At 51.8% G+C, this 26,892-nt stretch carries 27 protein-coding genes; 24 read left to right on the forward strand and 3 right to left on the reverse strand.

The genetic code is table 11. The annotated features are described in order from the left end of the window. Position 1: 1 nt before the first annotated feature. From ACFOSD_RS08630 to ACFOSD_RS08695, 14 genes are all read left to right on the forward strand, one after another. Positions 2-922, forward strand: a complete 921-nt coding sequence (locus ACFOSD_RS08630) for a sensor domain-containing diguanylate cyclase (RefSeq protein WP_380695534.1) — start codon at positions 2-4, stop codon at positions 920-922. A 65-nt stretch (positions 923-987) separates the two neighbouring features. Next, entirely contained in the window at positions 988-1,398 is a 411-nt protein-coding gene (locus ACFOSD_RS08635) for a VOC family protein (RefSeq protein ID WP_380695536.1), read from the forward strand. After that, on the forward strand, positions 1,391-1,930 hold the full coding sequence (locus tag ACFOSD_RS08640; RefSeq protein ID WP_380695538.1) for a GNAT family N-acetyltransferase: 540 nt from the start codon (positions 1,391-1,393) through the stop codon (positions 1,928-1,930). The genes ACFOSD_RS08635 and ACFOSD_RS08640 overlap by 8 nt, the downstream gene beginning before the upstream one ends. A 192-nt stretch (positions 1,931-2,122) precedes the next feature. Then, the gene (locus tag ACFOSD_RS08645; RefSeq protein ID WP_380695540.1) at positions 2,123-2,839 is read left to right on the forward strand and encodes a substrate-binding periplasmic protein; all 717 of its coding nucleotides are present in this window, start codon (positions 2,123-2,125) and stop codon (positions 2,837-2,839) included. A gap of 62 nt (positions 2,840-2,901) precedes the next feature. Continuing rightward, entirely contained in the window at positions 2,902-3,306 is a 405-nt protein-coding gene (locus ACFOSD_RS08650; protein ID WP_380695542.1) for a DUF1801 domain-containing protein, read from the forward strand. Between the two features lie 7 nt (positions 3,307-3,313). After that, positions 3,314-3,673: a VOC family protein gene (locus ACFOSD_RS08655; RefSeq protein ID WP_380695544.1), complete on the forward strand. Its 360-nt coding sequence runs from the start codon at positions 3,314-3,316 to the stop codon at positions 3,671-3,673. Between the two features lie 314 nt (positions 3,674-3,987). Continuing rightward, the gene (locus ACFOSD_RS08660; RefSeq protein ID WP_380695546.1) at positions 3,988-5,631 is read left to right on the forward strand and encodes a methyl-accepting chemotaxis protein; all 1,644 of its coding nucleotides are present in this window, start codon (positions 3,988-3,990) and stop codon (positions 5,629-5,631) included. A 260-nt stretch (positions 5,632-5,891) separates the two neighbouring features. After that, a complete protein-coding gene (locus ACFOSD_RS08665) occupies positions 5,892-6,365 on the forward strand; it encodes a GNAT family N-acetyltransferase (RefSeq protein ID WP_380695548.1) in 474 nt (157 codons plus the stop codon). Between the two features lie 49 nt (positions 6,366-6,414). Further along, entirely contained in the window at positions 6,415-7,065 is a 651-nt protein-coding gene (locus ACFOSD_RS08670; RefSeq protein WP_380695550.1) for an NAD-dependent epimerase/dehydratase family protein, read from the forward strand. Between the two features lie 123 nt (positions 7,066-7,188). Then, positions 7,189-7,926, forward strand: a complete 738-nt coding sequence (locus ACFOSD_RS08675; protein WP_380695552.1) for an outer membrane lipoprotein-sorting protein — start codon at positions 7,189-7,191, stop codon at positions 7,924-7,926. A gap of 11 nt (positions 7,927-7,937) precedes the next feature. Next, positions 7,938-9,176: an ABC transporter permease gene (locus ACFOSD_RS08680; RefSeq protein WP_380695554.1), complete on the forward strand. Its 1,239-nt coding sequence runs from the start codon at positions 7,938-7,940 to the stop codon at positions 9,174-9,176. Beyond that, on the forward strand, positions 9,176-10,417 hold the full coding sequence (locus tag ACFOSD_RS08685) for an ABC transporter permease (protein WP_380695556.1): 1,242 nt from the start codon (positions 9,176-9,178) through the stop codon (positions 10,415-10,417). Before ACFOSD_RS08680 ends, ACFOSD_RS08685 begins: the two co-directional genes overlap by 1 nt. A 12-nt stretch (positions 10,418-10,429) precedes the next feature. Next, positions 10,430-11,119 (forward strand): ABC transporter ATP-binding protein, encoded by a 690-nt coding sequence (locus tag ACFOSD_RS08690; protein ID WP_380695558.1) that lies wholly within the window; start codon positions 10,430-10,432, stop codon positions 11,117-11,119. Further along, a complete protein-coding gene (locus tag ACFOSD_RS08695) occupies positions 11,103-12,236 on the forward strand; it encodes a hypothetical protein (RefSeq protein ID WP_380695560.1) in 1,134 nt (377 codons plus the stop codon). The genes ACFOSD_RS08690 and ACFOSD_RS08695 overlap by 17 nt, the downstream gene beginning before the upstream one ends. Before the next feature lie 15 nt (positions 12,237-12,251). On the opposite strand, the gene ACFOSD_RS08700 is transcribed toward ACFOSD_RS08695, so the two are convergent. Continuing rightward, positions 12,252-13,499 carry an NAD(P)/FAD-dependent oxidoreductase gene (locus ACFOSD_RS08700; protein WP_380695562.1) on the reverse strand — a complete coding sequence of 416 codons (1,248 nt, stop codon included), beginning with the start codon at positions 13,497-13,499 and terminating at the stop codon, positions 12,252-12,254. A 160-nt stretch (positions 13,500-13,659) separates the two neighbouring features. On the opposite strand from ACFOSD_RS08700, the gene ACFOSD_RS08705 reads away from it, so the two are divergent. The 6 genes from ACFOSD_RS08705 (at position 13,660) to ACFOSD_RS08730 (ending at position 19,143) form a co-directional block, all read left to right on the forward strand. Further along, positions 13,660-14,538 carry an MBL fold metallo-hydrolase gene (locus ACFOSD_RS08705; protein WP_380695564.1) on the forward strand — a complete coding sequence of 293 codons (879 nt, stop codon included), beginning with the start codon at positions 13,660-13,662 and terminating at the stop codon, positions 14,536-14,538. A gap of 182 nt (positions 14,539-14,720) precedes the next feature. Then, entirely contained in the window at positions 14,721-15,668 is a 948-nt protein-coding gene (gene phnD, locus ACFOSD_RS08710) for a phosphate/phosphite/phosphonate ABC transporter substrate-binding protein (RefSeq protein WP_380695566.1), read from the forward strand. Between the two features lie 124 nt (positions 15,669-15,792). After that, positions 15,793-16,620, forward strand: a complete 828-nt coding sequence (phnC, locus tag ACFOSD_RS08715; protein WP_380697254.1) for a phosphonate ABC transporter ATP-binding protein — start codon at positions 15,793-15,795, stop codon at positions 16,618-16,620. Then, the gene (gene phnE / locus ACFOSD_RS08720) at positions 16,617-17,423 is read left to right on the forward strand and encodes a phosphonate ABC transporter, permease protein PhnE (protein ID WP_380695568.1); all 807 of its coding nucleotides are present in this window, start codon (positions 16,617-16,619) and stop codon (positions 17,421-17,423) included. The genes phnC and phnE (ACFOSD_RS08720) overlap by 4 nt, the downstream gene beginning before the upstream one ends. After that, positions 17,420-18,229: a phosphonate ABC transporter, permease protein PhnE gene (phnE, locus tag ACFOSD_RS08725; protein ID WP_380695570.1), complete on the forward strand. Its 810-nt coding sequence runs from the start codon at positions 17,420-17,422 to the stop codon at positions 18,227-18,229. Before phnE (ACFOSD_RS08720) ends, phnE (ACFOSD_RS08725) begins: the two co-directional genes overlap by 4 nt. Further along, entirely contained in the window at positions 18,136-19,143 is a 1,008-nt protein-coding gene (locus ACFOSD_RS08730) for an HAD-IIA family hydrolase (RefSeq protein ID WP_380695572.1), read from the forward strand. Before phnE (ACFOSD_RS08725) ends, ACFOSD_RS08730 begins: the two co-directional genes overlap by 94 nt. 5 nt (positions 19,144-19,148) lie before the next feature. On the opposite strand, the gene ACFOSD_RS08735 is transcribed toward ACFOSD_RS08730, so the two are convergent. Beyond that, the gene (locus tag ACFOSD_RS08735) at positions 19,149-20,783 is read right to left on the reverse strand and encodes a SulP family inorganic anion transporter (RefSeq protein WP_380695574.1); all 1,635 of its coding nucleotides are present in this window, start codon (positions 20,781-20,783) and stop codon (positions 19,149-19,151) included. 189 nt (positions 20,784-20,972) lie between these two features. Between ACFOSD_RS08735 and ACFOSD_RS08740 the strand changes: the two genes are divergently transcribed. The 4 genes from ACFOSD_RS08740 (at position 20,973) to ACFOSD_RS08755 (ending at position 26,166) form a co-directional block, all read left to right on the forward strand. After that, positions 20,973-21,791: a hypothetical protein gene (locus ACFOSD_RS08740; RefSeq protein ID WP_380695576.1), complete on the forward strand. Its 819-nt coding sequence runs from the start codon at positions 20,973-20,975 to the stop codon at positions 21,789-21,791. Positions 21,792-21,918: 127 nt separating this feature from the next. Beyond that, positions 21,919-23,439 carry an acetaldehyde dehydrogenase ExaC gene (gene exaC / locus ACFOSD_RS08745; protein WP_380695578.1) on the forward strand — a complete coding sequence of 507 codons (1,521 nt, stop codon included), beginning with the start codon at positions 21,919-21,921 and terminating at the stop codon, positions 23,437-23,439. A gap of 239 nt (positions 23,440-23,678) precedes the next feature. Then, entirely contained in the window at positions 23,679-24,842 is a 1,164-nt protein-coding gene (nosP, locus tag ACFOSD_RS08750) for a nitric oxide-sensing protein NosP (RefSeq protein WP_380695580.1), read from the forward strand. After that, the gene (locus ACFOSD_RS08755) at positions 24,820-26,166 is read left to right on the forward strand and encodes an ATP-binding response regulator (RefSeq protein WP_380695582.1); all 1,347 of its coding nucleotides are present in this window, start codon (positions 24,820-24,822) and stop codon (positions 26,164-26,166) included. The genes nosP and ACFOSD_RS08755 overlap by 23 nt, the downstream gene beginning before the upstream one ends. Here ACFOSD_RS08755 and ACFOSD_RS08760 read toward each other — a convergent pair. Next, positions 26,152-26,841, reverse strand: coding sequence for a response regulator (locus ACFOSD_RS08760; protein WP_380695584.1), 690 nt, complete (start codon positions 26,839-26,841; stop codon positions 26,152-26,154). The genes ACFOSD_RS08755 and ACFOSD_RS08760 overlap by 15 nt on opposite strands. Positions 26,842-26,892: the final 51 nt, after the last annotated feature.

Here is a 26,892-nt window from a genome sequence, read left to right on the forward strand (position 1 = left end):
TATGTTGCAAGATAGACAGTGGATGCTGGATGAATTTCCCTGTGCCTGTTTGGTGACGGATAGTCCAGATCGCCAGGGTGGTAGAGAGCTGCGTTATGCCAATGCTTATGCTGAAAAGCTGCTCGGGATCTCCCGCGAGGCGCTTATTGGCCGAAAATTAACCGATTTGCTTTCGCCAGCATCAAACATCATGTTCGATACGTATTTACTCCCCCTGCTATTGCATGAGGGCAAATGTGAAGAAGTGATGTTGGATCTTCGTGGCGCAGATGGGCAGGCGATTCCGGTTGTTCTTAATGCGGTGCTGAATGGCGGTAAAGAAGGGCATATCTACTGGAGCCTGTTCAACGCCACCCGGCGCAATCAACTAGACCAAGAGCTTATTCAGGCGCGTCGTCAGTTAGAGGCGCACAGTGAAAAACTTTATCATTTGTCGGTGACAGATGAACTGACAGGCTTGGTTAACCGTCGGCAGCTTAAGCGCCGAGCGGAGCAGTTGCTTTCTCAGGCGAAACGAAGCAATAGTCCTGTTTCGGTTGTCGTGCTTGATATCGACAATTTTAAGCAGGTGAATGACACTGAAGGCCATCTTGCGGGCGATGAGATATTAAAACGGTTGGCCGATGTTTTGCGTGAACACGCTAGGGAATCGGATGTTGTGGGCCGCTATGGCGGTGAGGAATTTTCCTTGGTTTTGCCGGATACGAATGAGTCCGAAGCGCTTGCATTTGCTCGTCGGCTGCATGACTTGATAGGAACTATACTGGTTAGAGGTAAGCCTCTTACGGTGAGTATTGGCCTAGTAACATCAGCAAGCCTCATGCAAGATATGCATGACTATGAAACGCTTTTTGAACTGGCTGATCGCGCAATGTATGAGGCAAAGGCGGCTGGACGCAACGGCACACAGGTGTCCTGTTGAATGAACCGACCAAAAAATAGAGCTTAGATCTTAAAAATCAAATCCAACATAAAAAGGTAATTGCCATGCCCCGCATGATTTTTGTTAACTTGCCTGTTACCGATCTTGCAGCATCTATGGCGTTCTATACGTCTCTCGGTTTTGAGAACAACCCGGTGTTCACCGATGAAACGGCAGCCTGTATGGTATGGAGCGATACCATCAGTGTGATGCTGTTGACGCATGAAAAATGGCGTACTTTCACGAACCGCCCAATTCCACCAACAACGTCCAGTGAAGTCATGCTGGCCTTGTCTTGTGATTCGCGCGAACAGGTCGATGAGATGACACAAACGGCTGGTGCTCAAGGTGGTGTAGCGGATGTGAACCCGGTGCAGGATTTGGGTTTTATGTATAGCCGAAGTTTGACCGATCTTGATGGCCACATTTGGGAAACGATGTGGATGGATATGTCGGCTATGTCGTCCGATGGTTGATGTTGGCGATATCCAGCTAAGGCCTGCGGTAATAGCGGATAGACGGCAAATATTCGAAGCATTAGCGCGTTCTGACCTGACCGATGTTCTGCTGAGTCATCCATCACAGTTATACACGCCTCTTTTGAGCTATGAGGACTTTTGCTCAGACTATCAAGATCACTACTTTGATGGTTCTCGTCCTGAGTTGGGCCGCTGCTTTATTATCGAACATGCCGGTGAGGCGGTGGGTCAAGTCAGCTATAACGATGTTGACCCGGCTTCTGGATTCGTAGAGCTCGATATCTGGATGTTCGGCTCACAATTTGCTGGCAAGGGGTTTGGTACGCGTGCCCTAGACGCTTTGTGTCGGCATCTTGCAGTTTCACTGGGTATAGAGCGCTTTTTTATGCAGCCTTCCGCGAGCAATGAGCGGGCAGTTAGAAGTTATCGCAAAGCGGGTTTTCGGGAGGCAACAGCCGGTGAACTGGCTATCCTGAAAGGAATTTCCAGCCCCGATGCGCCGGACCCGTTTTATATGGTGAGGTGTTAGATAAAACAGATTCTTAGCTCGTCACCTACAATGATGTGAGCACAATGCAGGGGAAAGCCTATGTTGAGTTGTACGGTAAGCTCGTTTTTTGCCGTTTCTGAAAAGTTCTCTCGTTGGTTATGTAGCCGGTTGTGGGCATGGGTAATGTTGAGCGGTATGCTTGTTCCGCTCTCGGCGATCGCGGAGGAATGTGTGAAAACCTATCGCTGGACGGAAGACCCACCCTATACCTATTCTTCATCTGAAGCGCCTGATGGTGTTAGCGGAATAGAAGCGGACATTGCGCGCACCGTATTAAATTTAATGGGTTGCGAGGTAGTGTTTGTCGAAATGCCTTGGGCGCGTGCTTTAGCCGAGTTACGGGCGGGTCGGGTGGATATTGTTGGTGGGGCATTTGATACACCTGAACGACGCGAGTTTGCTCACTATGCTCAGCAAGGTTCCGTTTCGCCGAATGTGTTGTTTGTACGGGCAGAAGATGCTGCAAAAATCGCCTGGCAATCGTTCTCGGAATTTCTTGTAAGTGATTTTAATCTCGGTGCTCAAATAGGGGTTAACTATGGCCCTGAATATTATGATGCACTAGAGCAGGGTACCCTGGGAGACCGTTTAACGTTGGTGCCAGACCGTACGCTTTTGTGGCAAATGTTGGACCGCAAGCGAATTGATGCGGTGGCCGCTAGTTACCTGACGGGATTGATGGAAATTGCTGACCGCGGTTTTCAAGGGCAAATTGTGAAGACGAATATTCAGTTGTCATCTGACCCGGCATATTTCATTTTCTCTAAAGCTTCTGTAGATGAAGATTTTGTAGCGCGCTTTGATGAAGCGCATGCCGCTGTAATTCAAAGCGGACATTTACAAACTATTATAGATGCGCACACCACGGGCCTCCAAACAGCAGAGTGATGATAATTTGCTGTTTGTAACACGCGGTTTAGCAAATAACTTTTGTGGTTATGGGTTGGCTTATGAATCCTGAAGTGCAGGCGAAATTTGACGGTTACCCGCAAGACGCTCGACAGCAACTTGAAAGCGTGCGCCGATTGATATTGGCCCTTGCTGCAGAACATGAACTGGGTGATGTTGAAGAAACGCTGAAGTGGGGTGAAGCGAGCTATTTGGTTAAAGGTGGCACATCTATTCGAATCGATTGGAAGCACCAAGACCCGGACTCCATCAAAGTGTTTTTCCATTGCCAAACGAGCATGATTGAAACGTGCAAAGAACTCTATCGCAATGAATTTGCGTACGAAGGCAAGCGCGCCATAGTGATACCCCTAAGCACCAACATCGAACAAGTGCCGCTAGGGCATTGCCTGTTATTGGCTCTGAGGTATCACGAACTTAAACACATGTCCTTACTGGGAAATTGATCACAACATGAAAGAAACCGGCAAGATAAATTACCTTGAGATCCCGGCGCGGGATCTTGCGGCGACTAAGACATTCTTTACCGCAGCGTTCGGGTGGTCATTCGTGGACTATGGTCCAGACTACGCAGCCATTGAGAACGCTGGCATTGATGGCGGCTTTTTTAAGTCTGATCAAGTGGTGTCAACGAAGAGCGGCAGTGTCTTGGTGGTGCTGTTCAGTGCTGAATTGGAAGCAACGGTCGAGAAGGTCAAAGCGTCAGGCGGTCAGATCGTGCAAGACATATTTTCCTTTCCGGGTGGCCGGCGGTTCCATTTTTCTGACCCTAGCGGAAACGAATACGCTGTATGGGCGGAACCTCTAGAGTAGGGTAAGCCTCCAAATGATAGCGGTGTTCGACTGTAGAATTTTTCCTGATTAGTTTTCAGGAAATGCTGCTGCCGAACACCGCTATTTTTTTGGGAAAATTGGCGATGAATTGGCGATGGTACACATAATCGGTAATGTGATGGAGTTTCCATCGAAGGATAACGAGCGCTGTTGGTCAGGCCGATGTTATTCATGGATGTCTTGAAGTTATTGCGAATCAGACAAAATTATAAGGCAGCGTAACGCTGCTTATTGTATGCATCATCTAATGATGCGAACACTCTGTGCATTTGAGAATAACGGAGCGCATTTCCATGGTTACATCCCTGACTCAAACACTGCTGTCACGAATGAAAATTCGTACCCTTTTGTTGTTATTGTCGTTAATTCCTATTGTGTTTGCTCTGGCTATGCTAATGCTCTGGTTGAGTACGGTGCGTGCTGATGTCCGTGCGGCAAAAGTGAGCGTGGAGGTTGCGGAAATTGCCGGCCACTTGAACAGTCTAGCCCATGAATTTGCGGTAGAGCGTGGCTTGACTGCTGGCTTTCTAGGTTCTGGAGGCACTTCGGGTGAATCTGCAGTGCGCGCACAACGTCGAGTAGCTGATGAGGCTGCCGACAGACTGCGCGCCTGGGTAGAAGACGGTCAACCACGGACTTTAGAACATTCGGCTATCGACAATGCATTACAACCGGTGCTCGAACGCTTAGAGGCGCGTTCGGCACTGCGCCGAGATGTAGATGTGCTTAACGGGGCGGCGGCGTTTAACTATTACTCGGACTTAATTCTCCATGCCTTGCAGGCCAGTGGGTTCCTTATGGTGCAACTGGACTCACTGGAAGGTAAACGGTTAATGGAAGCTCACCTCGCAATCTTGTGGATGAAGGAGCGTACCGGTCAGTATCGCGGTGCCCTCAATGGCGTGTTCAGTGCCGGAGGCACAACGGCTCAACGTCTTGTAGTCATAAAATCCTACACAGATGACTTCGCAGCCAGAGAAGCTGTTTTCAATTACTTTGCCAGCCCTGAGCGCCGCCGCCAATTGACGCAATTGTCCTCTGGTAATCACTGGCAGAGAGTTGGTCAGGTACTTAATGGTGTGTTTAGCGCATCCGATCCTAGCAATCTCGCCGGGCCATCGGATTGGTTTGCCTTAGCAACCCAGATCATTGTTGATTTGAATGGTTTGGCTTTGGATATGGAGGCCGAGTCCGCAGCGCTCGCCAATAGCACGCTGTCTAATCGACAATGGCAACAGCAGGTAGCACTCTTTGCTGCGTTGATTTTGATATCACTGATGGCCTTGGTGATTGTGATGACCGTGCTGTCATTAGGACGTCGAGTAAACCGTATTCGGGATGTACTGGGTGCAGTTGCGGTTAAGCATGATCTTACTCAGCGTATTAATGATGATGGGCGGGATGAATTAGCCGATGTCGCACGCTCGTTAGATCAGCATTTGGCATTATTGCAGGAAACCTTCGGCTCTGTGGGCGCTGACAGTCGTGCTACCGATCAAGCGGTACGGCAGTTGGTAGAGCTAATGGAGTCGGCGGCAGATGAAGTGCGTAACCTGGCTCGCAAGACTCATGAATCCACGAGCACCATAAGCAGTGTTATCGAGAGGCTGAGCGCTCGCAGCAAGCAGTCAGTTGATGCTATGACCACTCATCAGGAGGCTGCCGAGCATAGTTTAACACTAGTGCAGAATAGCGAACGCGCAATGGAAGATCTCTTCGCCTCTATGACCCGTGTTAATGACCTGTTCACGCAAGTGGCTGCGTCCTCGGAGCAACAGACGGTAGTGACTGAGGAGGTGGCAACCAATGTGCAGTCTGTGTCGGATTCGGCCGGGAAAACCCAGAGCAGGGTACTGGATGCTCAGCGCTCACTGATCGACTTGCGTCAACGCTTTGAACGTGTAGATCGCGAAATTGCCCGCTTTCAGGCCACGTAGGCGTTTGGGCATATAGCATCAACTGAACGACCTCGGACCTGAATTCATGGAATAAGTGCCATTCCGTGGCATATTATTTAAGGTTGTTTCCGAGGATTGCACAATGACCTACATAAATTGCTTCACGACTCCCGCTCCCCAAGCTAATAGAGCGCGGAGCGTGAAGCTTGCTGCCGGGTTTATTCCAATGCTGGATTTTTAAGGCGGAATGCCTGTTAATTGGCTGTACTGACCAATTAGCACGCAGAAGGAAATGACTGATGGACATCCGCATCGATAACCTTGAAGGCAAAGACATCGCCGAATTCCTGCAACAACATATCAATGATATGAGGTCTGTTTCGCCCCCGGAAAGCAAACATGCGCTGGATTTAGAGGGCTTACGAGCGCCGGACATCACCTTTTGGAGCCTGTACGACGGTGATCAACTGGTGGGTTGTGCTGCGCTTAAAGAGCTGGACGTAGATCATGGCGAAGTGAAGTCTATGCGGGTGAAAGCGTCGGTAAGAGGCCAGGGTATAGGCTCAAAACTGGTCAGCCATGTTGTGCAAGAAGCAATGAACAGGCAATACCGTTCGATAGCCCTTGAAACGGGTTCAATGCCGTTTTTTGAACCCGCCAGAGCACTGTACCTAAAACATGGCTTTTCCTATTGTGGGCCTTTTGGGTCTTACAAGGAGGATCCCTACAGTGTGTTCATGGAACTGCGCTTGGGTGCCGCTGGCGTAAATTGACGTTATGATCAGTTAAAGAAACGATAAATAAGACATAGGGGTAGGCAGTATGAGCACCAACATAAAGAGCGCAATGCTGATGGGTGCCACGGGCCTGGTTGGGTCTGCGGCCTTGCCACTCTTAGCGGAACAATGCGAAAACGTATGGTTGCCCGGTCGGCGGTTACCAGAAGAAGCACCAAGCAACAGCGAATTTATTGCGACGGATTTTACCGATTTCACGGCGTTCGACAAACAACTGAATGAAGCCCCCGATGTGCTGTGTATCGCTTTTGGCACGACCATCAAGCAGGCGGGTAGCCAAGCGCGTTTTCAAGAGATTGATTACGACTATCCTCTGGCGTTGGCGCGCTGGGCGGTGGGGCGTGGAACCCAACGGGTCTGTTTGATTTCTGCGGTGGGGGCGAATGCGCAATCTAAAGTGTTTTACAACCGGGTGAAAGGCGCGTTAGAAGATGCACTCTATGAACTGCCATTGCGTAGCTTGCACATTCTGCGGCCATCTTTGTTATTAGGACCGCATGCGCAACGGCCAATGGAAAGCATCAGTCAAAAGATTTTTGGTCCTATCGCACCGCTATTGCCCGCCAGTATTCGGCCCATTGAAGCCAAGCAGTTGGCGCAAAAGCTGGTGGCCTGTGCGATTAAACCGGCAGGTGAGGGTCGAGTCATTTTAGAAGGTAAATCGTTGTTTAACTGACTAGCTCGTCGACACTAGGCGGAATATGATCCCAAAAACTGGGACAAAAAGGTGACGAATGTCAGTCGCACAATACATACCTGCCTGCTATCGTTTAGATAGAATCTTAGCGGAGCAAGGCAAATGCGTACGATTGGCTTGATCACACTCTCATTGGCAATGTCGGCTCCCTTGGTGTCTGCCGATCAAGAAAGAGCCATTGCCTTACTGACCCAGATGGATCAGCTCTACCAACAGGATTCTGCCCAAGCCCGCATGTCCATGCACATTGTCACCCCGGATTTTGAACGTACGCTCACCATGGATTCATGGTCATTGGGCTTGGATTACGCCTTGGTTCGCGTATTGGAGCCGGTACGTGATCGTGGTGTAAGTACCTTAAAGCGTGACGACGAAATGTGGAATTTCCTGCCTCGGGTCAACCGTACCGTGCGGGTATCGCCATCCATGATGATGGGTAGCTGGATGGGATCGGACTTTACCAACGATGATTTGATGCGGGAAACGTCCTGGGTCGATGAATACGAGGTGCGGCTGGAAGAACAAGGCGATCTCTATGTTTTGCATCTGATCCCGCGTGAACAAACGGTGACGGTGTGGGGGGCGATGGAAATTACGTTGCGTCAGTCCGATCTATTGCCCGTTTCCCAGCGATATTTCGATGAGTCGGGCGCGTTGATGCGCGTCATGGAGTTCAGCGACATTCGTGACTTCGGTGGTGTAACACTTCCCGCCACAATGACGTTACGACCGGTCAATAAGCCGGGGCAGATTACGCGTATCACCTACGAGGCATTGTCGTTCGATGTGGATTTGGACGAGTCTTTCTTTTCGCTGCAAAATTTACGGCGCGTGCCCTAAGGAGCGTCATCATGTTGATGTGGGTATTGGCCTTACGCAATATTTTGCGTAATCGTCGGCGTACAATTTTGACGCTATTGAGCATGTCCGGTGGCTATTTGCTGGTCTCGGTTATGTATTCGCTAAATGAGGGCAGTTACGATCAGGTGCTGCAGTACTTCACCCGCGATACCACCGGGCATGTACAGCTCACCGCGCCGGGGTACATTGAGCGCCCTAATCTGTATCGCACCGTTGCCGTGTCGGCTGATGGCCTGAGCAGTCTGGCTGCGTTACCAGAGGTGCATTCGGTGTCGGCACGCATTGAAAGCGGTGCATTGGCGTATGGCGAAGAAAAAAGCTTGCCGGTCGAGGTGAAAGGTTTAATTCCCGAGCGCGAAGCAGAGCTGTCTTATCTGGCAGAAAAAATCACTGCGGGGCGCTATTTTACCGACCAACTGACACCCGATGGCCTCTACGAAGCGATGATCGGTGCGTTGACCGCGCGGCAATTGAATCTATCTGTGGGTGACGACATCGTGCTGTTGTCGCAAGGTGCGGATGGCTCGATGGCGAATGATCTTTATCGGGTTACCGGTATCCTAGGCGATGCCGACGCGGCAGAAAGCCGGTGGGTGGTTCTGCCTCTACAAGCCGCACAGGCGTTTTTTGTGTTGCCCGAACAAGCGCACCGATGGTTGGTGGTGGGAGAGGATTATCGGCGTTCAGAGCAAGTACAGCAGGCGGTAGATACTTGGGTTGCCGGGGCTGGCTTTACCGACCCGGTGGTCGTTTCGACTTGGCAAGAAGTCGCGCGAGAATTCTACGAATTGATGGAGGCGGACAAAGAAGGTGGGATGTTTGCCAGTTACATTTTGATCTTCCTGGTCTGTGTGGGCGTGCTCAATACGGTATTGATGTCGGTGATGGAACGCACGGGGGAGTTCGGTGTATTGAAGGCCATCGGAACGCCACCGCAACGGATTTTCTCATTGATCGTCCTAGAAACGCTTCTGTTGGCCTTGTTAGGGTGTGGTATCGGGTTCTTGTTGGCCTTTCCTTTAAACCTTTGGATGAGCTTGGTGGGCGTGGCGTTGGCTGAGCCGATCGATATTTCGGGGATCGTATTTAGCCATTATCGTGGACAGATGTCGTTGACGGTATTTCTGATGCCAGCGCAGATCATTTTTGTCGCTGCGGTGTTGATTTCTCTGTTGCCAGCGTGGCGGGCCAGCCGATTGGTGCCAGTCGATGCCATGAGGGCTTTGTAATGGGCATTTTTCAACCACAACACTGGCAACTGGCGTTGCGCAATCTACAACGCAACCGGCGGCGCACCTTGTTAACCGGGCTGATTATCGCCTTGAGCACCGCGGCGTTGATCTTAACCGATGCTTTTGTGGTGGGCTTTACCGATGCTACCGTGCGTTCCGCCACTCGCATGTTTCCGGGCGATGCGCAAATCCATCATGTGGACTACCTAGCGGAACGCGATGAAACGTTTTATGTGCCAAACCCCGAACCGCTGTTGACGTCTTTGGCGCGAGAGCCTTCCGTAGCCAATGCAACGCCCCGTGCCTTGGCTTTTGGCATGATCTCCAGCGCCGCCGACAATCGCGCTGTGCAAGTTATTGGCATTGCACCTGATGCGGAGGCGCGGGTGTCGCGTTTGGCCGATGTGATGGTGGACGGTAAGTATTTGGCGGATTCTGGCCCGGTGGGGCAGCTGCTGATGGGGCGGCGGTTGGCCGAACTGTTGGAGGTGGACCTTGGTGATCGCCTTGTGGTGTCAGTGCATAACCAAGAATACAACAGCGCTGACCAACAATTATTCCGGGTCAGTGGCTTGTTTCATTTTAACGCCAAGGGGTTTGACGAAGAGGCCATTTTCATCCTGTTACCGCGCCTGCAAAGCATGCTGGCGATTGGCGATGGAGTGCATGAAATTGCCTTCAACATGCAGAACGCCAGTTTAGCCAGTGACCCCTATTTACCGTTGTGGCAACAACTGAGCGGCCCTGATGTACGTGCCGAAGGTTGGACGACCTTGATGCCTCAATTGGCCAGCATGTTGGCATTAACCGGTTCTAGCATGGCCGTCATCGGGGTGATTTTGTTCATTCTGGCCGGACTGGGTGTGACCAATGGCATCTTTATGTCGATCTATGAGCGGACATGGGAAATTGGCGTGTTGCTGGCGGTTGGTACGCGGCGGCGTGGGGTGTTCGCCTTGATCATGGCAGAAACCCTATTGTTAGCCTTAGGTGCGGTGCTGGTGGGCATGCTGATGGGGTTGGGGGGAACGTTGTGGTTGGGTGCGGTAGGCATCGACTATGGCTCGATGGAGATTTCCGGGGTGGCGGTGGCCGAAGTGATTCGAGCAGAAGTGCAGGCAACACAGTACACCGTTTTCCCCGTGGCAGTAGTGGCGCTCACCTTAGTCGCCGCGCTTTACCCCGCCTTGTATGCGGCCCGAATTCTGCCGGCGAAAGCCTTGCATAAAAGCCTTTAAGGAGTGTCTGGAATGAAACCGGTTATAGAAACGCGACAACTGAGTAAGCATTACGGGGCGGGAGACACGCTGGTTAAAGCACTGGATGATGTGAGTATGGTGATTCAGCCCGGTGAGTTCACCGCTATTGTCGGGCCTTCGGGTTCCGGCAAATCGACCCTGTTGCAGTTGATGGGCGGCTTGGATACGCCATCGACCGGCGAGGTTCGTTTGAGTGACAAGGCCATATCCCTGATGAGCGGACGCGAGCTGTCCGATTTCCGGCGTGACCACATCGGCTTCATCTTCCAAGCCTACAACCTGATTCCCGTCCTCAGCGCCGCAGAGAATTGCGAATACATCATGCTGTTGCAAGGCGTACCCAAGGCAGAACGCCAGCGTCGAGTTGATGCCATGTTGGCGCGAGTTGGGTTGGAAGGCAAAGCGCATCGACGCCCCAAAGAATTGTCCGGCGGACAGCAGCAGCGCGTTGCGGTAGCACGCGCCATGGTGAGCCAGCCCGATATTATTCTGGCAGATGAGCCGACGGCGAATCTGGATTCACAAACCGGCAAGGACTTGCTGGACATGATGCATGAGTTGAACCAAAAGGAGGGCATGACCTTTGTGTTTTCCACGCACGATCCGATGATCATGGAGCGGGCCAGCCGGTTGGTGCAACTGCGGGATGGCCGGATAGAACAGGATGACCGTCGTGGGTAAATTCTTACCCCTATTGGGTTGGGTTTTGGCTGGGGTACTGATGGCTGAGCCAGCGAGCTGCGAAAGCTGGGTTGATCTCAATGTAGGTAGTGAACTGCAACGCCCGAACGAACAGACGGTAGTCGACCAGACAGCGCTTGTCCGGCTGAATACCCGATACTCTGCACCTGTGGGGATTACCTTAAATGCACATTATGGGTTGGCTCACCGGGTACGGTTGGTGGACGAGCCGGGCACCGGTATTGCTGCTGCCCAGTCCACGGGGGCAGATTTACGCCTTTGGGATTTACCTACAGAACTGTGGCGCAGTGATGGTGATACTTGGGTGATAGAACAGAACCTCGATACCTTACATGGGGTGTTTTATTGGGGTGCACAAGAATTTACCGTTGGCCGACAACCCATCAGCTTGGGAGTCTCTCGGCAATTTTCTCCACTGGATGTGGTGGTGCCGCAGCGTATCGGCGCGCAAGAACGCAGTTATCGGCCCGGAGTCGATGCTGTGCGTTGGCGGAACCCACTGGGTTTAACCGGTGAATTGGATGTAGGCTGGGTGTTTGGTCAGGATAACCTGTTGTTCGCCCGTGCCACGCAACAATGGGGTACGGTGTCTGCGGAATTCACGGCGCTGACGCTCAATCAGGCGCAATGGATCGTCGGCTTGAGCACCCAAACATTTGCCGGTGATTGGGGGCTGTGGCAGGAATCCGCATGGCTGCACGACGATGTGCTGTCGGGGGCTAGAATCACCTTGGGTGCCGACCGCTCGGTCTGGTCTGATGTCTATGTGGTCGCGGAGTATCACTATAATGATGTTGGTGACGCGGAAAATATGACGTCGGATTTCTTTCAGAAAGGGCTGGTTACGCTCGGAAAACAGCACTATGTGGCACTGAACGCCAGCGCTACACCTTCGCCTTTGGTGAACCTGAATTTAGGTTTGCTGCACAACATTCAAGATGCAGACACGTTGTTGCTCGGTAATGTGGGGCGCAGTTTGGGTAACAACACGCAAGTGGATGCTACTATTGAAGTGCCCCTAGCTAAGCAGGATAGCGGTACGGAATTCGCACAAATCCCTCTGCGCTTAGCCGTGTTGTGGTCGACGGTGTTCTAGCGATGGCCAAACAGCCTAGCGAAACCGCTCCGCCCGAAACGGCCGCATATCAATGGCCGTTGGTTCTCCATCCATCAATTCAGCCAGCAACCGGCCTGTTGGTGGGCCAAGAGTAAAGCCTTGATGGCCATGTCCAAAGGCTAACCATAAACCTTCGTGCTTTAGAGCCGGGCCAATAATGGGTTTCATGTCCGGCAAGCAGGGGCGGGCGCCTTTCCAGGGTATCGGGTCGGCTCGCTCGCCGATGCCAAACAGTTTACGTGCTTCGTGTTCGGCAGCATCCAACTGGCTATAAGACGGCGGTGCTTCCAAGTTAGCCAGTTCTGCGCCCGTGGTCAGGCGAATACCGTATTTCATGGGCTCTAACAAATAGCCCTTTTCGCTGTCCATCAACCAATAGTTCAGGGTGGCTTGTTGGTCTTGCGGTTGGCGGTAATGCATGTGGTAGCCGCGTTTAACAAACAATGGAAAATCGTAGCCGAGAGGCGCTAGGTAGCGCTGCGACCACGGGCCCAAAGCGACCACAATTTCTGCAGCATCGTATGTACCCGTGGCTGTGGTTACCTGCCAACCGCCACTGTGTTGGTCAATGCATTGAATGTCCGCTTGGACGAAGGTTACGCCCATGGTTTCCGCATGCTGCGCATAGGCCTGAACCAAGTCGCCGGGTGATTCCACGGTCCATGAATTTTGCCAATGAATAGCCGCGATAATGGAAGACGATAAGCCGGGTTGAATTTGCTCTAATTCCGCACGTTGCAACAGCGCAAACTCCACGCCCATGGTGCGCGCTTCAGCGGCATTCAATAACGCATCTCGCAAGGCTTCGTCAGTGCGGAACAACTGCAACCAACCTTTCTTTTGCACCAGCTTTTGAGCCTGTGCGGCTACTATCATCGGCTCATGTTCGTCGGTACAGAGCGCAATAATGGAGGCGTATTCCGGTACGATCTTCTTGTACCGGTCCGGCATGGAATTTAACCAATAACTGAATAGCGGGCTGGCCGCAGCGACCATACCGGCGGGGCGATAGCGAATATCAATCCGGCGGTTGGGCAGTACTTTGAGAATGGTTTTCATATCGCGCGGAAAGGCATAAGGTGCTACGGATTCACGTTGAATGATGCCTGCATTCCCAAAGGACGTTTCCTGGCCGGGTGGTCGGCGGTCCAGCAAGAGCACATCGCGGCCGCGCTGCGCCAAGTGCCACGCGACGCTCACACCAACCATTCCTGCGCCCAGTACAATCGTTTGCTTCGTCATGAGAGTGCCGTAAGAGTGCTCAAAATTTTGCTCGTGTCTTACAGTATAGAAGCAGGGTCGCCAGTTTAAAATTTAGAGTATTCTAATGTTGACCATAAGAAATATCTAATATAAGATGTTGCTCATGTGATCAGTAGATACAAACTCTAGGAGATACACCATGAGCAACATCAATATCAAAACATTTTACGACGAAGCTACCTTCACGCTGACTTATGTGGTGTCAGATCCTGCCACCAAAGATGCAGTGGTGATTGATCCCGTGTTGGACTACAACCCGATTGGCAGTAAGGTATCCGACACTTCTTATCAACAGGTGGTGGACTATGTGAAGCAGGAAGGGCTGAAACTCCATTACGTGCTGGAAACCCATGCCCATGCCGACCACCTCAGCTCAAGCCAGTTGTTCCGGGATGATTTCCCCGGAGTTCAAGTGGCGGTGAGTGAACGTATTCGTCAAGTACAAAGCGTATTCAAAGGCGTATATAACCTTGACGACAGCTTCGTTGCCAACGGTGAACAGTTTGATCGTTTGATTGAAGATTATGAAGTTCTGACGGCAGGTAGCCTGAGCATAAAAGCACTGCCTACCCCAGGGCACACACCAGCATGCCTAACGTACCATGTGGACGACGCGCTCTTTACCGGGGATGCGTTGTTTATGCCGGACTTCGGCACAGGCCGTTGCGACTTCCCAGCGGGCGATGCACGCACGTTGTATCAAGGCATTCAAAAGAACTTGTACAGTTTGCCTGATGAAACGCGAGTATTTGTTGGGCATGACTACCAGCCCGGTGGCCGCGAATTGCGATATGAAACCACTATCGGCGAAGAGAAGGCAAAAAACATTCAGTTAAAAGCCAGCACGTCGGAAGATGAGTTTGTGCAGTTCCGGGAAAACAAGGACAAGACCTTGGCCGCACCTAAGCTGATTTACCAGAGCATTCTTGTGAACATTGATGCGGGGCATTTGCCGAAGCAAGAAAGCAACGGTAAGCGGTATTTGAAGATTCCGTTGAACATCACAACAGCACAGTAGTACTCAAACTATTCGTCAGGTTAAAGCCAGCCACCTCGGTGACTGGCTTTTTGCGTTTTGTGTCGGCAAGAATATGAACGTTGTGTGAGAAGATGTCATGAAAGTGACATTTAAAAACCACAAAACGTTCACGAAACGCCTCTATTCTCTGCGCTGTCATACAAACCAGCCTAGAGGATAATATGCGTAAAACAATCATAGCGGCCGCCTTTGCAGCCCTAATAACACAACCTGCCTTGGCACAATTCAGTTTAGATCCGCGCTTTACGGATAACGATGGTGACTTGATCGCCGACATCCCCACCAATGCGTCTGAATGGGTTAATCCAAATACCTTGGTATTCGCCTATACACCGGTAGAAGATCCCGCTGTTTATGCCGATGTATGGAAGCCATTTCTGGATCATGTGGCATCAGTTACCGGCAAACGCGTGCAGTTTTTCCCTGTAAACTCGAACGCGGCCCAAATCGAAGCCATGCGCTCTGGCCGTCTACACATTGCCGGATTCAACACCGGTTCGAACCCGTTGGCCGTTGCCTGCGCCGGGTTTCGTCCGTTTGCTATGATGGCCGGTGCCGATGGTAGCTTTGGTTATGAAATGGAAATCATCACCCACCCAACGTCCGGCATCACTGAAATCAACGACTTGAAAGGTCGTCAATTGGCGTTCACCTCAGAAACGTCAAATTCGGGTTTCAAGGCACCACAAGCGTTGTTAGAGTCGAACTATCAGTTGGTTGCTAACCGTGATTATCAACCTGCGTTTTCCGGTTCACACGACAACTCCATCTTGGGCGTTGCAAACCGTGACTACGATGCCGCCGCTGTTGCAAACTCGGTATTGAACCGTATGTTGGCGCGTGATGTCGTAAAAAGCAGTGACTATGTAACCGTCTTTAAATCAGACAGCTTCCCTACTACGGGTTACGGTGTTGCACACAACCTGCATCCAGATTTGCAAGCTAAGATTCAAGAAGCTTTTTTCAGCTTCGATTGGGCAGGCACGACGCTTGAAGCCGAGTTTTCGCAATCTGGCGAAGCGCAGTTTATCCCCATCACATTCCAGCGTCATTGGTCGGTGATTCGTGATATCGATGCGGCTTTGGGTGTGCAATACACCTGTCGCTAAGCCTTAGTATATCCCAGCGTCATTTTACGCTTGATTGAACGAGCACTCGTGCAGGCGAGTGTTCGTTTCTGTGGTTTCACTGGTTTTAACACTGTGCGTGGCATCGCGCATGGCGGAGTTCATCATGCTGACGGTTGAAGCATTAAACAAAATCTACAAAACGGGCGATAAAGCCCTTTCCGACGTGACCTTTACGGTGCCCAAAGGGCAGGTGGTGGGGTTGATCGGGCCTTCTGGCGCGGGGAAGTCAACCTTAATTCGTTGTATAAATCGATTGGTTGAGCCTACATCAGGCGTTGTAAAACTGAATGATCAGAACATCACCGGCTTATCGAATACGGCCTTAAGGCGCGTGCGTCGCCGCATTGGCATGATTTTCCAGGAATATGCGCTAGTGGAACGCTTAACCGTGATGGAAAATGTTCTGTCCGGCCGTTTAGGTTATGTACCATTTTGGCGCAGTTTTACCCGCCGCTTTCCGGGCGAAGACATCGCCAAAGCCTTTCGTTTGCTCGACCGCGTAGGGCTGTCGGCCCATGCCGATAAACGCGCCGATGCCTTGTCGGGTGGTCAGCGCCAGCGGGTTGGTATTGCCCGGGCTTTAGAGCAAGACCCTGAATTGCTGTTGATCGATGAACCGACCGCCAGTCTGGACCCGAAAACCAGCCGCCAAATCATGCGGTTATTGGTTGAAATTTGTAATGAAAGCGGATTGCCCGCCATCATCAACATTCACGATGTGGTGTTGGCGCAGCAGTTCACCGACCGAATCATCGGTTTGCAGGCCGGTAAGATTGTGTTCGATGGCAAACCGAGTGAATTGACCGAGCAGGTTCTCACCCAAATTTATGGTGAAGAAGACTGGACGGCGATGCGTAAGGGCGCCGCTGAGGATGTGGCAGAAGAAAATGCTGCAGCGGCTGAAGCCAAGCGCTTGGTGGCTGCGTTATGACCACGAAACCCTACGCCACGCATTGGCGTCGTCCGCCTCAAATCATTAAGTCTCGACCTTTGCGCTGGCTGTTCTTAGTCGCGGCCATTGCCTATCTTTACGTCGCTACAGGCACCGTTGAGGTGAATTGGTTACGAGTAATGGAAGGCTTAGAGCGCGGACAACGGTTCGTGGGTGGTTTCTTACAGCCAGATTTTACGACGCGTTGGCGCGACATCTCTGCCGGTTTGGTCGAAAGCCTAACCATGACGTTGACCTCCACCGTGGTCGGCGTGTTGATTTCCATTCCGATTGGTATTGGTGCGGCACGTAATGTGGCACCCGCTTGGGTGTACTTGTTTTGCCGTAGCATCATTGCAATGAGCCGTGCTTTACAAGAAATCGTCGTTGCCATTTTTTTCGTGGCCTTGTTCGGTTTTGGCGCCTTCGCGGGCTTTCTGACCTTAACGTTCGCCACCATTGGGTTCATCGGTAAATTGCTGGCTGAGGATATAGAAGACATTGATGAAGCGCAGGCCGAAGCGATTCGAGCAACCGGTGCGTCATGGTTTCAATTGATCAATTACGCCATTCAACCGCAAGTGATGCCGCGTTTGGTCGGCTTGTCGCTGTATCGTTTGGACATCAATTTTCGTGAAAGTGCGGTCATTGGCATTGTGGGGGCAGGTGGCATAGGTGCGACCTTGAACACCTCGCTATCGCGCTATGAATACGACAGTGCTGGCGCGGTATTGTTGATCATTATTCTGATTGTAATGGCAACGGAATACACCTCAGGTCATCTACGGAAGTTAGTGAAATGACTGTGCAAGAATCGGATTTGAATTGGCGTCATCGTACGCCCAAAACCCGCCTGTTGTTGTGGCTGGGTTGGTTTTTATTGGTCGCACTCTTTGTTTGGTGCTGGGATTTAATGACGCAGAACACGCTATGGGTATTTGTTTCAGACGCTCCGCGTGCGGGAGCTGATTTGTTGGATCGAGCGTTTCCCCCACGCTGGGAGTATATGGACCGTTTATGGAAGCCCTTATGGGACACCATCAACATGGCGACTTTAGGCACCTTGCTGGGTATCATCATGGCGGTGCCACTGGCATTTTTAGCGGCCACGAATACCACGCCATCGCGCCTGATTCTGCGTCCTTTTGCTTTGCTGTGCATTGTGGCGACCCGGTCGATTAATTCGTTGATATGGGCATTATTACTGGTGTCTATCTTAGGGCCTGGCTTACTGGCGGGTATCCTGGCGATTGCCTTCCGGTCGATTGGCTTTATCGGCAAGCTGTTGTATGAAGCCATTGAAGAAACGGATGTGGCGCAGATTGAGGCGATTACGGCGACGGGTGCATCGCGCAGCCAAATTCTGAACTACGGAATTGTGCCGCAAGTACTGCCCGCGTTTTTTGGCATCAGTGTTTTCCGTTGGGACATCAACATTCGTGAAAGCGCTATTCTTGGGCTCGTCGGTGCTGGCGGTATTGGTGTGCAATTACAAGCCAGTATGAATGTGTTGGCGTGGCCGCAAGTTACCTTGATCATTTTGGTGGTGTTGGCTACCGTGGTGTTCAGCGAATGGGTATCGGCCAGCGTGCGCAAGGCAGTGATTTAATGAGCAGTGACATAACGGCAGAAACCATCTTAACTTGGTATGAGGAAATTCGTGCCACGTTACCGAAGGTGCCGCCGTGCACGCATCAAACCCAAACGGTGCAGTCGTTGGATGAACTGGCTGCACACTATGATGTATTTGTGTTTGATGCATACGGTGTTTTGAACGTCGGCGAGTCCGCGATTGTGGGCGCGGTTGAAGCATTGGCGCGCTTGCAGGACCAAGGCAAACAGGTGCTGGTGCTGACCAATGGCGCGTCGCTTTCCGGCGCTCAGGCCCTGGCTAAGTTTCAACAGTTAGGTTTTCGTTTAACACCGGAGCAGATCATCAGTAGCCGAGATGCAACCATCATTGGATTGCGGCGCTACGATGCAGTACAACGGTGGGGCTTCATATTACCGGAACATGCCGATGCTACAGGTTTACCACCCGAAGGTTTATGGCCTGATCATCCCGATTTTTTGGCGGCTGAAGGGTATATTTTTCTTAATGCTGCGGCGTGGGACATGTCTCGACATGAGGCGTGGGTGGCGTCGTTGAACGCCCATCCACGGCCCATTGTGTTGGCTAATCCCGACCTTGTAGCACCCTATGAAGACCGTTTTCGTGTTCAGCCCGGTTATTACTGTATGAAGCGACTACCCACCTCATTACATCCTTGGGTAGAGCCCTTTGGCAAGCCGTTTCATAATGCGTTTGATCTGGTGAAAGATGCTGTGCAAAGAGCTGGCTTGTTTGCTACGCCACGGGTGTTAATGCTAGGGGATACTCTGCACACGGATATTCTCGGTGGGCTGGCGGCAGGTTTTGATACCGCCTTGGTGACGGACTTTGGCGCGCATCGGGGGCTGGATCTACCGGCGTGCTACAACACAACCGGCATCGTGCCGCATTGGTCGTTGCCGCAGCTATAGTGCGATCAATCTTGCCAAACCATGCGGCGTTCCAGTGTCCAGTCAACCAGTGGCAGCGGTACATTAAAGCGTTGTGCCATTGTCTTCAGCCGTGAAGTCCCATTGATGAATACCTCTATGCCGTGTTCTGTAGCGTAATCCACCACCTCTTTTAACGCCAACAAGGCGCTGTAGCGTAGTTGATGGGCATGATGGACATCGATGTACAGTCGTCGGCATTGTGGCGTCAAACCGGCCGATATCTGGTCGGGCAATGCTTTGGCCGCGGCAAAATACAGGCTGCCGCTGACCTGCACATAGAGGCAATCAGGGTGGTCATCGCTGGCGGGTGTGTCGACCAATGGGTTGTATGCGGAAGGCCGGGGAAACAATTGGCCATCTTGGCAGGTAAACCAGCGCAGTTCGGCCTGGCTGGTTTGGTGTAAGAACAGCGCGATGCTCAAGCCGACACCCAGCAAAATGGCGTAGTGGAAGGGTATGGTTAGGGTGGCCAACAGCGTGACTAAAAAGAGGCTGCGCGTTTGACGGTTACCCCGCCACAACGCAGAGATGCTGGGTTGATCAAGCATTGACCACGCGGTAGCCACCAGTAAGCCAGCAATAACCGCCACCGGAATTTGCTGTATCCATTGGGCACCCAACAACAGCACGGGCAACAACAGCAGGGCGGTGATAAAGGGTGCAAAGCGGGTTTGCGCGCGACCTAATTTCAATAGCGCTGAGCGCGTCAAACTGGCTGAAGCCGGAAAACTGCTGGCGAAGGCCGCCACGATATTGGCCCAACCTTGAGCGCGAAGTTCGGTATTCAAGAAATGCATTTCTCGATTGGCGCGCAACGTCACAATCAATTCTAAAGAGCCGATCATGGCAATGGCGAGCGCCGGCGTCAGGAGCTGCCACCAAAGGTCCGGATCAAGGCTTGGCCATGCACCCTGTGGCCAACCATCCTGAATGTCGGCAGTATTGCCCAAAAACATGATATTTTCTTGCCATGCTGGGGGTAGTGTTATGGCAATGGCACTGGCAATCAATAAGGCGATTAGCGCCATAGGCCAGCGAGGCAAATAGCGCTTACCGACCAAGACCGCCATCAAGGCCAAAACCCCCAAACTGATGCCCACCGTATCCACATCCAGCCACGTTAGGCCAATCAAGGCTTCACCTTGCGCGAGCGCTGTGCGCGCTCCTTGTACCGGAAGACCCAGTAGGTCATCCACTTGCATCCAGGCAATCAGCAAGGCCGCACCGGTCGCAAAACCCAGCATGACCGCTTCAGGAATAAAGTTGAAAATCCTTTCAGCACGACCCAAAACGATTACCAAACGCCATGCTCCCGCCAATATCGTCAGCACGGCCATGGCTGGGAGAAGGGTATCGAGTGAGCCTGCGAAGGGCGCCAGCGAGGCCAAGACAATCAAACCCGTGGTGTTGGTGGGGCCAACGTTGATGTGCGCACTTTTACCCAATAGGGCCGCCAGTGCGCCCGCAACAATAGCCGTGGATAGACCATACATCGGCGGTAAACCCGATAGCATGGCATAGGCCAGACACTGTGGCAGGCCGACCAAAGCGACCAAAAGACCCGCACTCACATCTTGCGAAAGGCGGCTGAACGATAGTGTAGATAAGGTTTTTTGCATGAACGATATTGTAGGCCACAAAGGCCTTGAGCGATAGTCTGCGCTGTGATGAATGCAGAACAGCAGGGGAACGCAATTGCACCTGCAAAAACCGACCAAGTTATGTCACTATCCTGTGTCTGCACGCTAGCCATTGCAGTCCAACATCAGCAATGGCTTGATACGGAGCTACTGAAAGGACGAACTGTGATGAAAGGTCGCCATATCAAAGGTTATTGTCGTTTTGTGTGCCTACGATTGGGCATCGGGGTCATGCTGGCCATGCTTACGTCATGCGTGGCGCTGCCGACGGACTCGGCCCAGCGTCCAATGAATGCCATCCCTTATGGTGCCGAGAGTCGCCAGTGGTTGATGTTATATACTCCCGAGTCAGAGACACCTTCCGCCATGCCTGTATACCTTTGGTCGCATTCCAACACGGGCGTTGCAGATCAACCCGTGTCATCAATGGTAAAAATGTTGAACGAACAAGGTATTGCCGTCATCAGTTGGGCCTCGGTGCCGCGAATTACCAACCTAAGCGATCTGGAAACAGCGTGGGCAGATGCGGAGCTTCTTTGGCGTTGGATTGAGGAACATGCAGAAATGCACAATCTGGACGCCCAACGCGTGATCATCGGTGGTCGATCACGGGGTTCCGGCGTGAGTTGGAAACTTGCCCACAGCAATAAGCCGGGCATCCTGGGCGTGTATATGGATGCCGCGTTGCCGGACGGTTTCTGGCAGCGCCCGGATGTTTGGCAGCCGGTTAACGACATCACCTTAAACTCGCCACCCTTATTTTTAGCCTACGGGCCTGTGCCCGGTGATGGCGACATACACCGCCCTGAAAATGGCATGAAGGTCGGCGATAGATACAGGGAATTGGGTATCGAGGACCGATTTACGTTAGTTCATAGCCTTGGCATTTCTGAAAATACAAATACCTATCAATTTCTGGTGGATTTTGTGGCGTCTCATTTTGATCAATCGGTCGAGGGTTTCGGCATAAGATCAGGAACTCAATAAAAGGTTTCTCCTACTAAAGCATGAGAAATCCCCACCTAAGGCAGCATGGGTGAAATTATTGCTGTATGCCTAAATGATCGACAGGGTTACCACCCTATCAATAACAACAACATTCGAGGCATACATCATGATTTATGCAAATCCTGGCCAACCCGGCGCCAAAGTATCGGTTAACGCACAGTACGAAAATTTCATTGGTGGTGAATGGATAAAACCCGTCAACGGGCAGTATTTTGACAATGTTTCTCCGGTAACCGGGCGTGCCTTTTGCCGCATTCCACGGTCGACCAAAGAAGATATTGAATTGGCATTAGATGCCGCCCATGCCGCCAAAGCTGCGTGGGGCAAAACGTCCGTCACCGAACGGTCTAACCTTCTGCTGAAAATAGCCGATCGTTTGGAACAGAACCTTGAAATGATGGCCATTGCCGAAACATGGGACAACGGTAAAGCTGTGCGTGAAACGCTAAACGCCGATGTACCCTTGGCCGTCGACCACTTTCGCTATTTTGCCGGTGCCATTCGGGCACAAGAAGGCAGCATTGGCGAAATTGACCAGAACACCATTGCCTATCACTTTAATGAACCGCTGGGTGTCGTTGGGCAAATCATTCCTTGGAATTTCCCGTTGTTGATGGCGGCGTGGAAGCTGGCGCCTGCGTTGGCGGCTGGTAATTGCATCGTGCTAAAACCTGCTGAACAAACCCCATGGTCCATTCTTAAATTTATGGAGCTGGTGGGCGACTTATTGCCTGCAGGTGTGTTGAACGTAGTGAACGGCTATGGTGCAGAAGCGGGGCAAGCCTTGGCGACCAGCAAACGCATTGCCAAAATTGCGTTCACCGGCTCCACGCCAGTAGGCGCGCACATCATGAAATGCGCTGCGGAGAACATCATTCCTTCCACCGTAGAATTGGGTGGCAAGTCACCGAATATCTTCTTCAGTGATGTACTTGACCATGAAGACAACTACCTCAGCAAATGTGTTGAGGGTGTGGTATTGGCGTTCTTCAACCAAGGCGAAGTGTGCACCTGCCCGTCGCGCTTGTTGATCCAAGAAGACATCTACGACCATTTTATTGCGTTGGTTATCGAACGCACCAAGCAGATCAAACGCGGTAACCCCTTAGATTCAGACGTCATGGTGGGGGCGCAGGCATCGGCTGAACAGTACGATAAAATTCTGTCGTATTTTGGCATTGCCAAAGAAGAGGGCGCTGAAGTACTGATGGGCGGTGGTAAAGAAGCCTTAGGTACGGACCTCGATGCGGGCTACTACATTCAGCCCACGTTGTTGAAGGGCCACAACAAAATGCGCGTCTTCCAAGAAGAAATTTTTGGGCCAGTGGTATCTGTCACTACCTTTAAGGATGAAGCAGAAGCACTTGCGATTGCCAACGATACCGAATTCGGCTTAGGCGCTGGCGTGTGGACCCGTGATATGAACCGCGCTTACCGTATGGGCCGTGGCATAGAAGCGGGCCGCGTGTGGACCAACTGTTATCACCATTACCCGGCGCATGCGGCGTTTGGCGGGTACAAGAAATCAGGTGTGGGTCGTGAGAATCACAAAATGATGCTGAGCGCCTATCAAAATACGAAAAACCTGCTGGTGAGTTATGATGTGAATCCGATGGGCTTTTTCTAAACACTAAGAAACCTCTTTTGCTCAATCTGGCGTTGTTAAAAATGGCCAAAAAATGCTCACTTACATAACGTAAGCTGCGCTTTCTTGGCCATTTTTGCCTAGCCTTATTTTCGCCTCAGAGGTTTCGAACGTGCGCAAGTAGTTAAGATAAACAAGGGTGTTCGATAGTAATTGAACGTGCAATCCCCCCATTATTTGTGGCACTCTTAATATTCTTAATGGTCGTTGAAGTTGTCACCATGTCGAATCCAACCATTGCCATCTACCCAGCTTGGTCTGATGCGATAGATCCCGTAACTGTGGCGCAGTCGCTGGCCGATCAATATTCTGGTACTCCAGTCACTACCGTGCTCTTTTTCTGTTCGGCCGAATACCCGTTGGCTGAATTGGCGGAGGCGCTTAATAACTCGTTAGCGCATGTGCCGCTCATTGGCTGCACCACGGCGGGAGAGATTAATCCACAGGGTTACGCGCGCGGATCGGTATCGGCTATTGGTTTCGACCCGGCTTATGTGACCCTGTCATCGGCGCTGATTGAAGACTTGCCAGCCTTCGGTTTTGCCGACGCACAACGGTTGCTGGATGAGCTGTTGATGAAAGCGCCAGCGTTATGCGGTAATGAAGTTTTCGCCATGACCTTGTTGGATGGCCTGTCCAGCCAGGAAGAGCGGGTGCTGGCGGCTTTGGATGCCGTGTTGGGCAGCATTCCGCATTTTGGTGGCTCGGCAGGAGATGATATTCACTTGGCACGTACGCATGTGTTCATTAACGGACGTTTTCATACCCAAGCGGCCATATTAATTTTGTTTCATACAAAACTGCCTTTTGCAGTGTTTTCTACGCACCACATGGCACCCCTGCATGAAAAACTGGTGGTCACCGCGGCGGACCCTGATACACGTACTGTGCATGAGTTGAACGCGCAACCAGCCGCTCAGGCTTATCTGGAAGCGTTCGGTATTGATCGCGCTGACCTGAACCCCACCACCTTTGCGTTGCATCCGCTGGCGGTGCGGACCGGAAATGCCTATTACGTACGCTCCATACAGCGGGTCAATGCAGACGACAGCCTGACCTTTTACTGCGCCGTAGGGAATGGCATGGTACTAACCACCATGACCCCGGAACCCCTGTTACCGAATTTGGCCACCTGTTTGACCGCTTTGGAAACTCGTATAGGACCACCCTTACTGACGTTAGGGTGCGATTGTTTCTTGCGCCGTACAGAAACCGAGTCTCGCGGTGACGTCGAAGCCGCGTCTGATTTTCTCCGACAACATCGCGTATTGGGTTTCAATACCTATGGCGAGCATTTCGATGGTGTCCACATTAATCAGACGTTTACCGGCGTGATGCTGGGCTATCCTAAAGATGGGCCGGATGAAGTACACCAACGAGATTGATCTGCAACAGCGTCTGCTTGCGCTGGAAAGCGAAAACCAACGCTTGCAGCGCATCAACGATGCCTTGATCGAGCGCGTTGAAGCGGGCAGCTCGATGAACACCACACCCTATGCTGCCTTTGAACATTCTACGGCGTTAGCAGAACAAGTTCGAGAGCGCACTGCGGAACTCAGTGAACTTGCCCAGCGGCTGCGTCTGGCGAAACAAGAAGCAGAGCAGGCTAACCACTCGAAAACACGCTTTCTTGCCGCCGTCAGCCACGATGTTTTGCAGCCCCTCAACGCTGCACGGTTGTTTGTAGGGGCGTTGCTGGAACAACCAGCAACCGTTGAAACGGCACAATTGATTCATTCGGTCAGCCAGGCATTGGATAATATTGATCGCCTACTAGGAACGTTGATAGATATATCTCGCTTGGATGCGGGGATTATTCAACCCGACATCACCGCATTTGATCTCCGTGCCTTGTTGTCGCAATTAGCGATGGAATACCAGCACATAGCACAGGAGGGCGGTGTAACGTTCAAGGCGTATACACCCTCGTTTACTGTGCGCAGCGACAGTGTATTACTCGGTCGTGTGTTGCGTAATTTTTTGAGTAATGCCGTGCGCTATACGCCACGTAAAGGGCGCGTCGTTTTGGGTTGTCGCCCTTGTTCTCATGCCGTTGATATTGCCGTGTGGGATACCGGGCCGGGAATTCCTGACGACCAACAGGCAGCCATTTTTAACGAATTCCAGCGCTTGTCTACCGGGGCTGAGCATGCCGACCGTGGTTTAGGTTTGGGTTTAGCCATAGTAGATAAAATGGCCCGCATGCTTGATCACCCTGTCAACGTTCATTCAAAGCTTGGGCACGGTTCCTGTTTCCGCATTCGCGTACCGAGAGCCCGACAGCAAGAGATCGTTCGCTTGACAAGGGACGACTCGCTGGTAAAAACCGAACGATTTGCTTGGTCAAGGGTCTGGCTTATCGAGAACGATGTTCAGGTTGCCCAAGGTATGCGAGGGTTGCTCGAAGCGTGGGGTTGCATTGTGGTGGTAGCGCACGACTTGGCGAATTTATCAGCACAGGTGAATATGGCGCAAACTCCGGTAGATTTGCTGATCTCAGACTATCACCTTGATGATCAGGTTCTGGGTATCGATGTGATAAACCGCATTCAGGCTAGCCGGGCTGTACCTGTACCCGCCATGATTATTACAGCGGACTATAGCCGCGAACTGAAGGAGCAAGCCAGAGCACAGGGCATACACCTTGTACATAAACCCGTAAAACCACACCGGTTGCGCGCTCTAATGACCAGTCTATTGCGGCCGTAAGTAAGGCGTGAAATCAAGCTGTTTCGCCGCCAAAATGGCTTGCACGCGGTTTTGCGCGCCCAATTGACGCAGAATGGCAGAAACATGCGTTTTCACCGTGGTTTCGGCAATGTTTAAGTGGTTCGCAATTTGTTTGTTCGATTCGCCTCGCGTCATGCGTGCCAACACTTGCAACTGTTTGCGTGTGAGAGACTGCAATGCCTCTTGCTGGATGTGAGGTGTTGCCGCACTGGGCACCGTATTAGGAGCCGTGGTTTGACGAAGAATGTCGGCTGGTACATACACATTGCCCGCTAAAACCTTTTCGATGGCATCCGCCATCTGTGCGCGCGATGACGATTTGGGAATGTAACCGGCAGCACCAAAATTCATCGCCTGCAAGATCGTTTGGCGCTCAATTTCTGCGGACACCATGATAACTGCCAATTCCGGCAACGCATTGCGCACCTGAATAAGCCCATTTAACCCATCCATGCCGGGCATGTTTAGGTCCAGCAAAAGAAGATCCCAGTCCTCCATGCGCTTGAGCGCATCTTCTGAAGGCAACAAGGCGGTTAAGGCAGCCGGTAGGTCGTCGGCTTCAGCGGTATATACGTCGGCATGATGCTCACGAATCACACTGATGATGGCATCACGAAACAATGGATGGTCGTCTGCTACGAGTATTTTCAACACGGTCGGCTTGCTCGTCGTTGTTTTTATGGGCGAATGTGTCGGAGCTCCCCT

This window comes from Salinispirillum marinum (assembly GCF_042650105.1).
GTDB classification, from domain to species: domain Bacteria; phylum Pseudomonadota; class Gammaproteobacteria; order Pseudomonadales; family Natronospirillaceae; genus Salinispirillum; species Salinispirillum marinum.

Excerpts from the sequence above, each read along its gene's own strand:
- ACFOSD_RS08630 (WP_380695534.1), top strand. The coding sequence starts at position 2 with ATGTTGCAAGATAGACAGTGGATGCTGGATGAATTTCCCTGTGCCTGT.
- ACFOSD_RS08635 (WP_380695536.1), top strand. The coding sequence starts at position 988 with ATGCCCCGCATGATTTTTGTTAACTTGCCTGTTACCGATCTTGCAGCA.
- ACFOSD_RS08640 (WP_380695538.1), top strand. The coding sequence starts at position 1,391 with ATGGTTGATGTTGGCGATATCCAGCTAAGGCCTGCGGTAATAGCGGAT.
- ACFOSD_RS08650 (WP_380695542.1), top strand. The coding sequence starts at position 2,902 with ATGAATCCTGAAGTGCAGGCGAAATTTGACGGTTACCCGCAAGACGCT.
- ACFOSD_RS08655 (WP_380695544.1), top strand. The coding sequence starts at position 3,314 with ATGAAAGAAACCGGCAAGATAAATTACCTTGAGATCCCGGCGCGGGAT.
- ACFOSD_RS08660 (WP_380695546.1), top strand. The coding sequence starts at position 3,988 with ATGGTTACATCCCTGACTCAAACACTGCTGTCACGAATGAAAATTCGT.
- ACFOSD_RS08665 (WP_380695548.1), top strand. The coding sequence starts at position 5,892 with ATGGACATCCGCATCGATAACCTTGAAGGCAAAGACATCGCCGAATTC.
- ACFOSD_RS08670 (WP_380695550.1), top strand. The coding sequence starts at position 6,415 with ATGAGCACCAACATAAAGAGCGCAATGCTGATGGGTGCCACGGGCCTG.
- ACFOSD_RS08675 (WP_380695552.1), top strand. The coding sequence starts at position 7,189 with ATGCGTACGATTGGCTTGATCACACTCTCATTGGCAATGTCGGCTCCC.
- ACFOSD_RS08680 (WP_380695554.1), top strand. The coding sequence starts at position 7,938 with ATGTTGATGTGGGTATTGGCCTTACGCAATATTTTGCGTAATCGTCGG.
- ACFOSD_RS08685 (WP_380695556.1), top strand. The coding sequence starts at position 9,176 with ATGGGCATTTTTCAACCACAACACTGGCAACTGGCGTTGCGCAATCTA.
- ACFOSD_RS08690 (WP_380695558.1), top strand. The coding sequence starts at position 10,430 with ATGAAACCGGTTATAGAAACGCGACAACTGAGTAAGCATTACGGGGCG.
- ACFOSD_RS08695 (WP_380695560.1), top strand. The coding sequence starts at position 11,103 with ATGACCGTCGTGGGTAAATTCTTACCCCTATTGGGTTGGGTTTTGGCT.
- ACFOSD_RS08700 (WP_380695562.1), bottom strand. The coding sequence starts at position 13,499 with ATGACGAAGCAAACGATTGTACTGGGCGCAGGAATGGTTGGTGTGAGC.
- ACFOSD_RS08705 (WP_380695564.1), top strand. The coding sequence starts at position 13,660 with ATGAGCAACATCAATATCAAAACATTTTACGACGAAGCTACCTTCACG.
- phnD (WP_380695566.1), top strand. The coding sequence starts at position 14,721 with ATGCGTAAAACAATCATAGCGGCCGCCTTTGCAGCCCTAATAACACAA.
- phnC (WP_380697254.1), top strand. The coding sequence starts at position 15,793 with ATGCTGACGGTTGAAGCATTAAACAAAATCTACAAAACGGGCGATAAA.
- phnE (WP_380695568.1), top strand. The coding sequence starts at position 16,617 with ATGACCACGAAACCCTACGCCACGCATTGGCGTCGTCCGCCTCAAATC.
- phnE (WP_380695570.1), top strand. The coding sequence starts at position 17,420 with ATGACTGTGCAAGAATCGGATTTGAATTGGCGTCATCGTACGCCCAAA.
- ACFOSD_RS08735 (WP_380695574.1), bottom strand. The coding sequence starts at position 20,783 with ATGCAAAAAACCTTATCTACACTATCGTTCAGCCGCCTTTCGCAAGAT.
- ACFOSD_RS08740 (WP_380695576.1), top strand. The coding sequence starts at position 20,973 with ATGAAAGGTCGCCATATCAAAGGTTATTGTCGTTTTGTGTGCCTACGA.
- exaC (WP_380695578.1), top strand. The coding sequence starts at position 21,919 with ATGATTTATGCAAATCCTGGCCAACCCGGCGCCAAAGTATCGGTTAAC.
- nosP (WP_380695580.1), top strand. The coding sequence starts at position 23,679 with ATGTCGAATCCAACCATTGCCATCTACCCAGCTTGGTCTGATGCGATA.
- ACFOSD_RS08755 (WP_380695582.1), top strand. The coding sequence starts at position 24,820 with ATGAAGTACACCAACGAGATTGATCTGCAACAGCGTCTGCTTGCGCTG.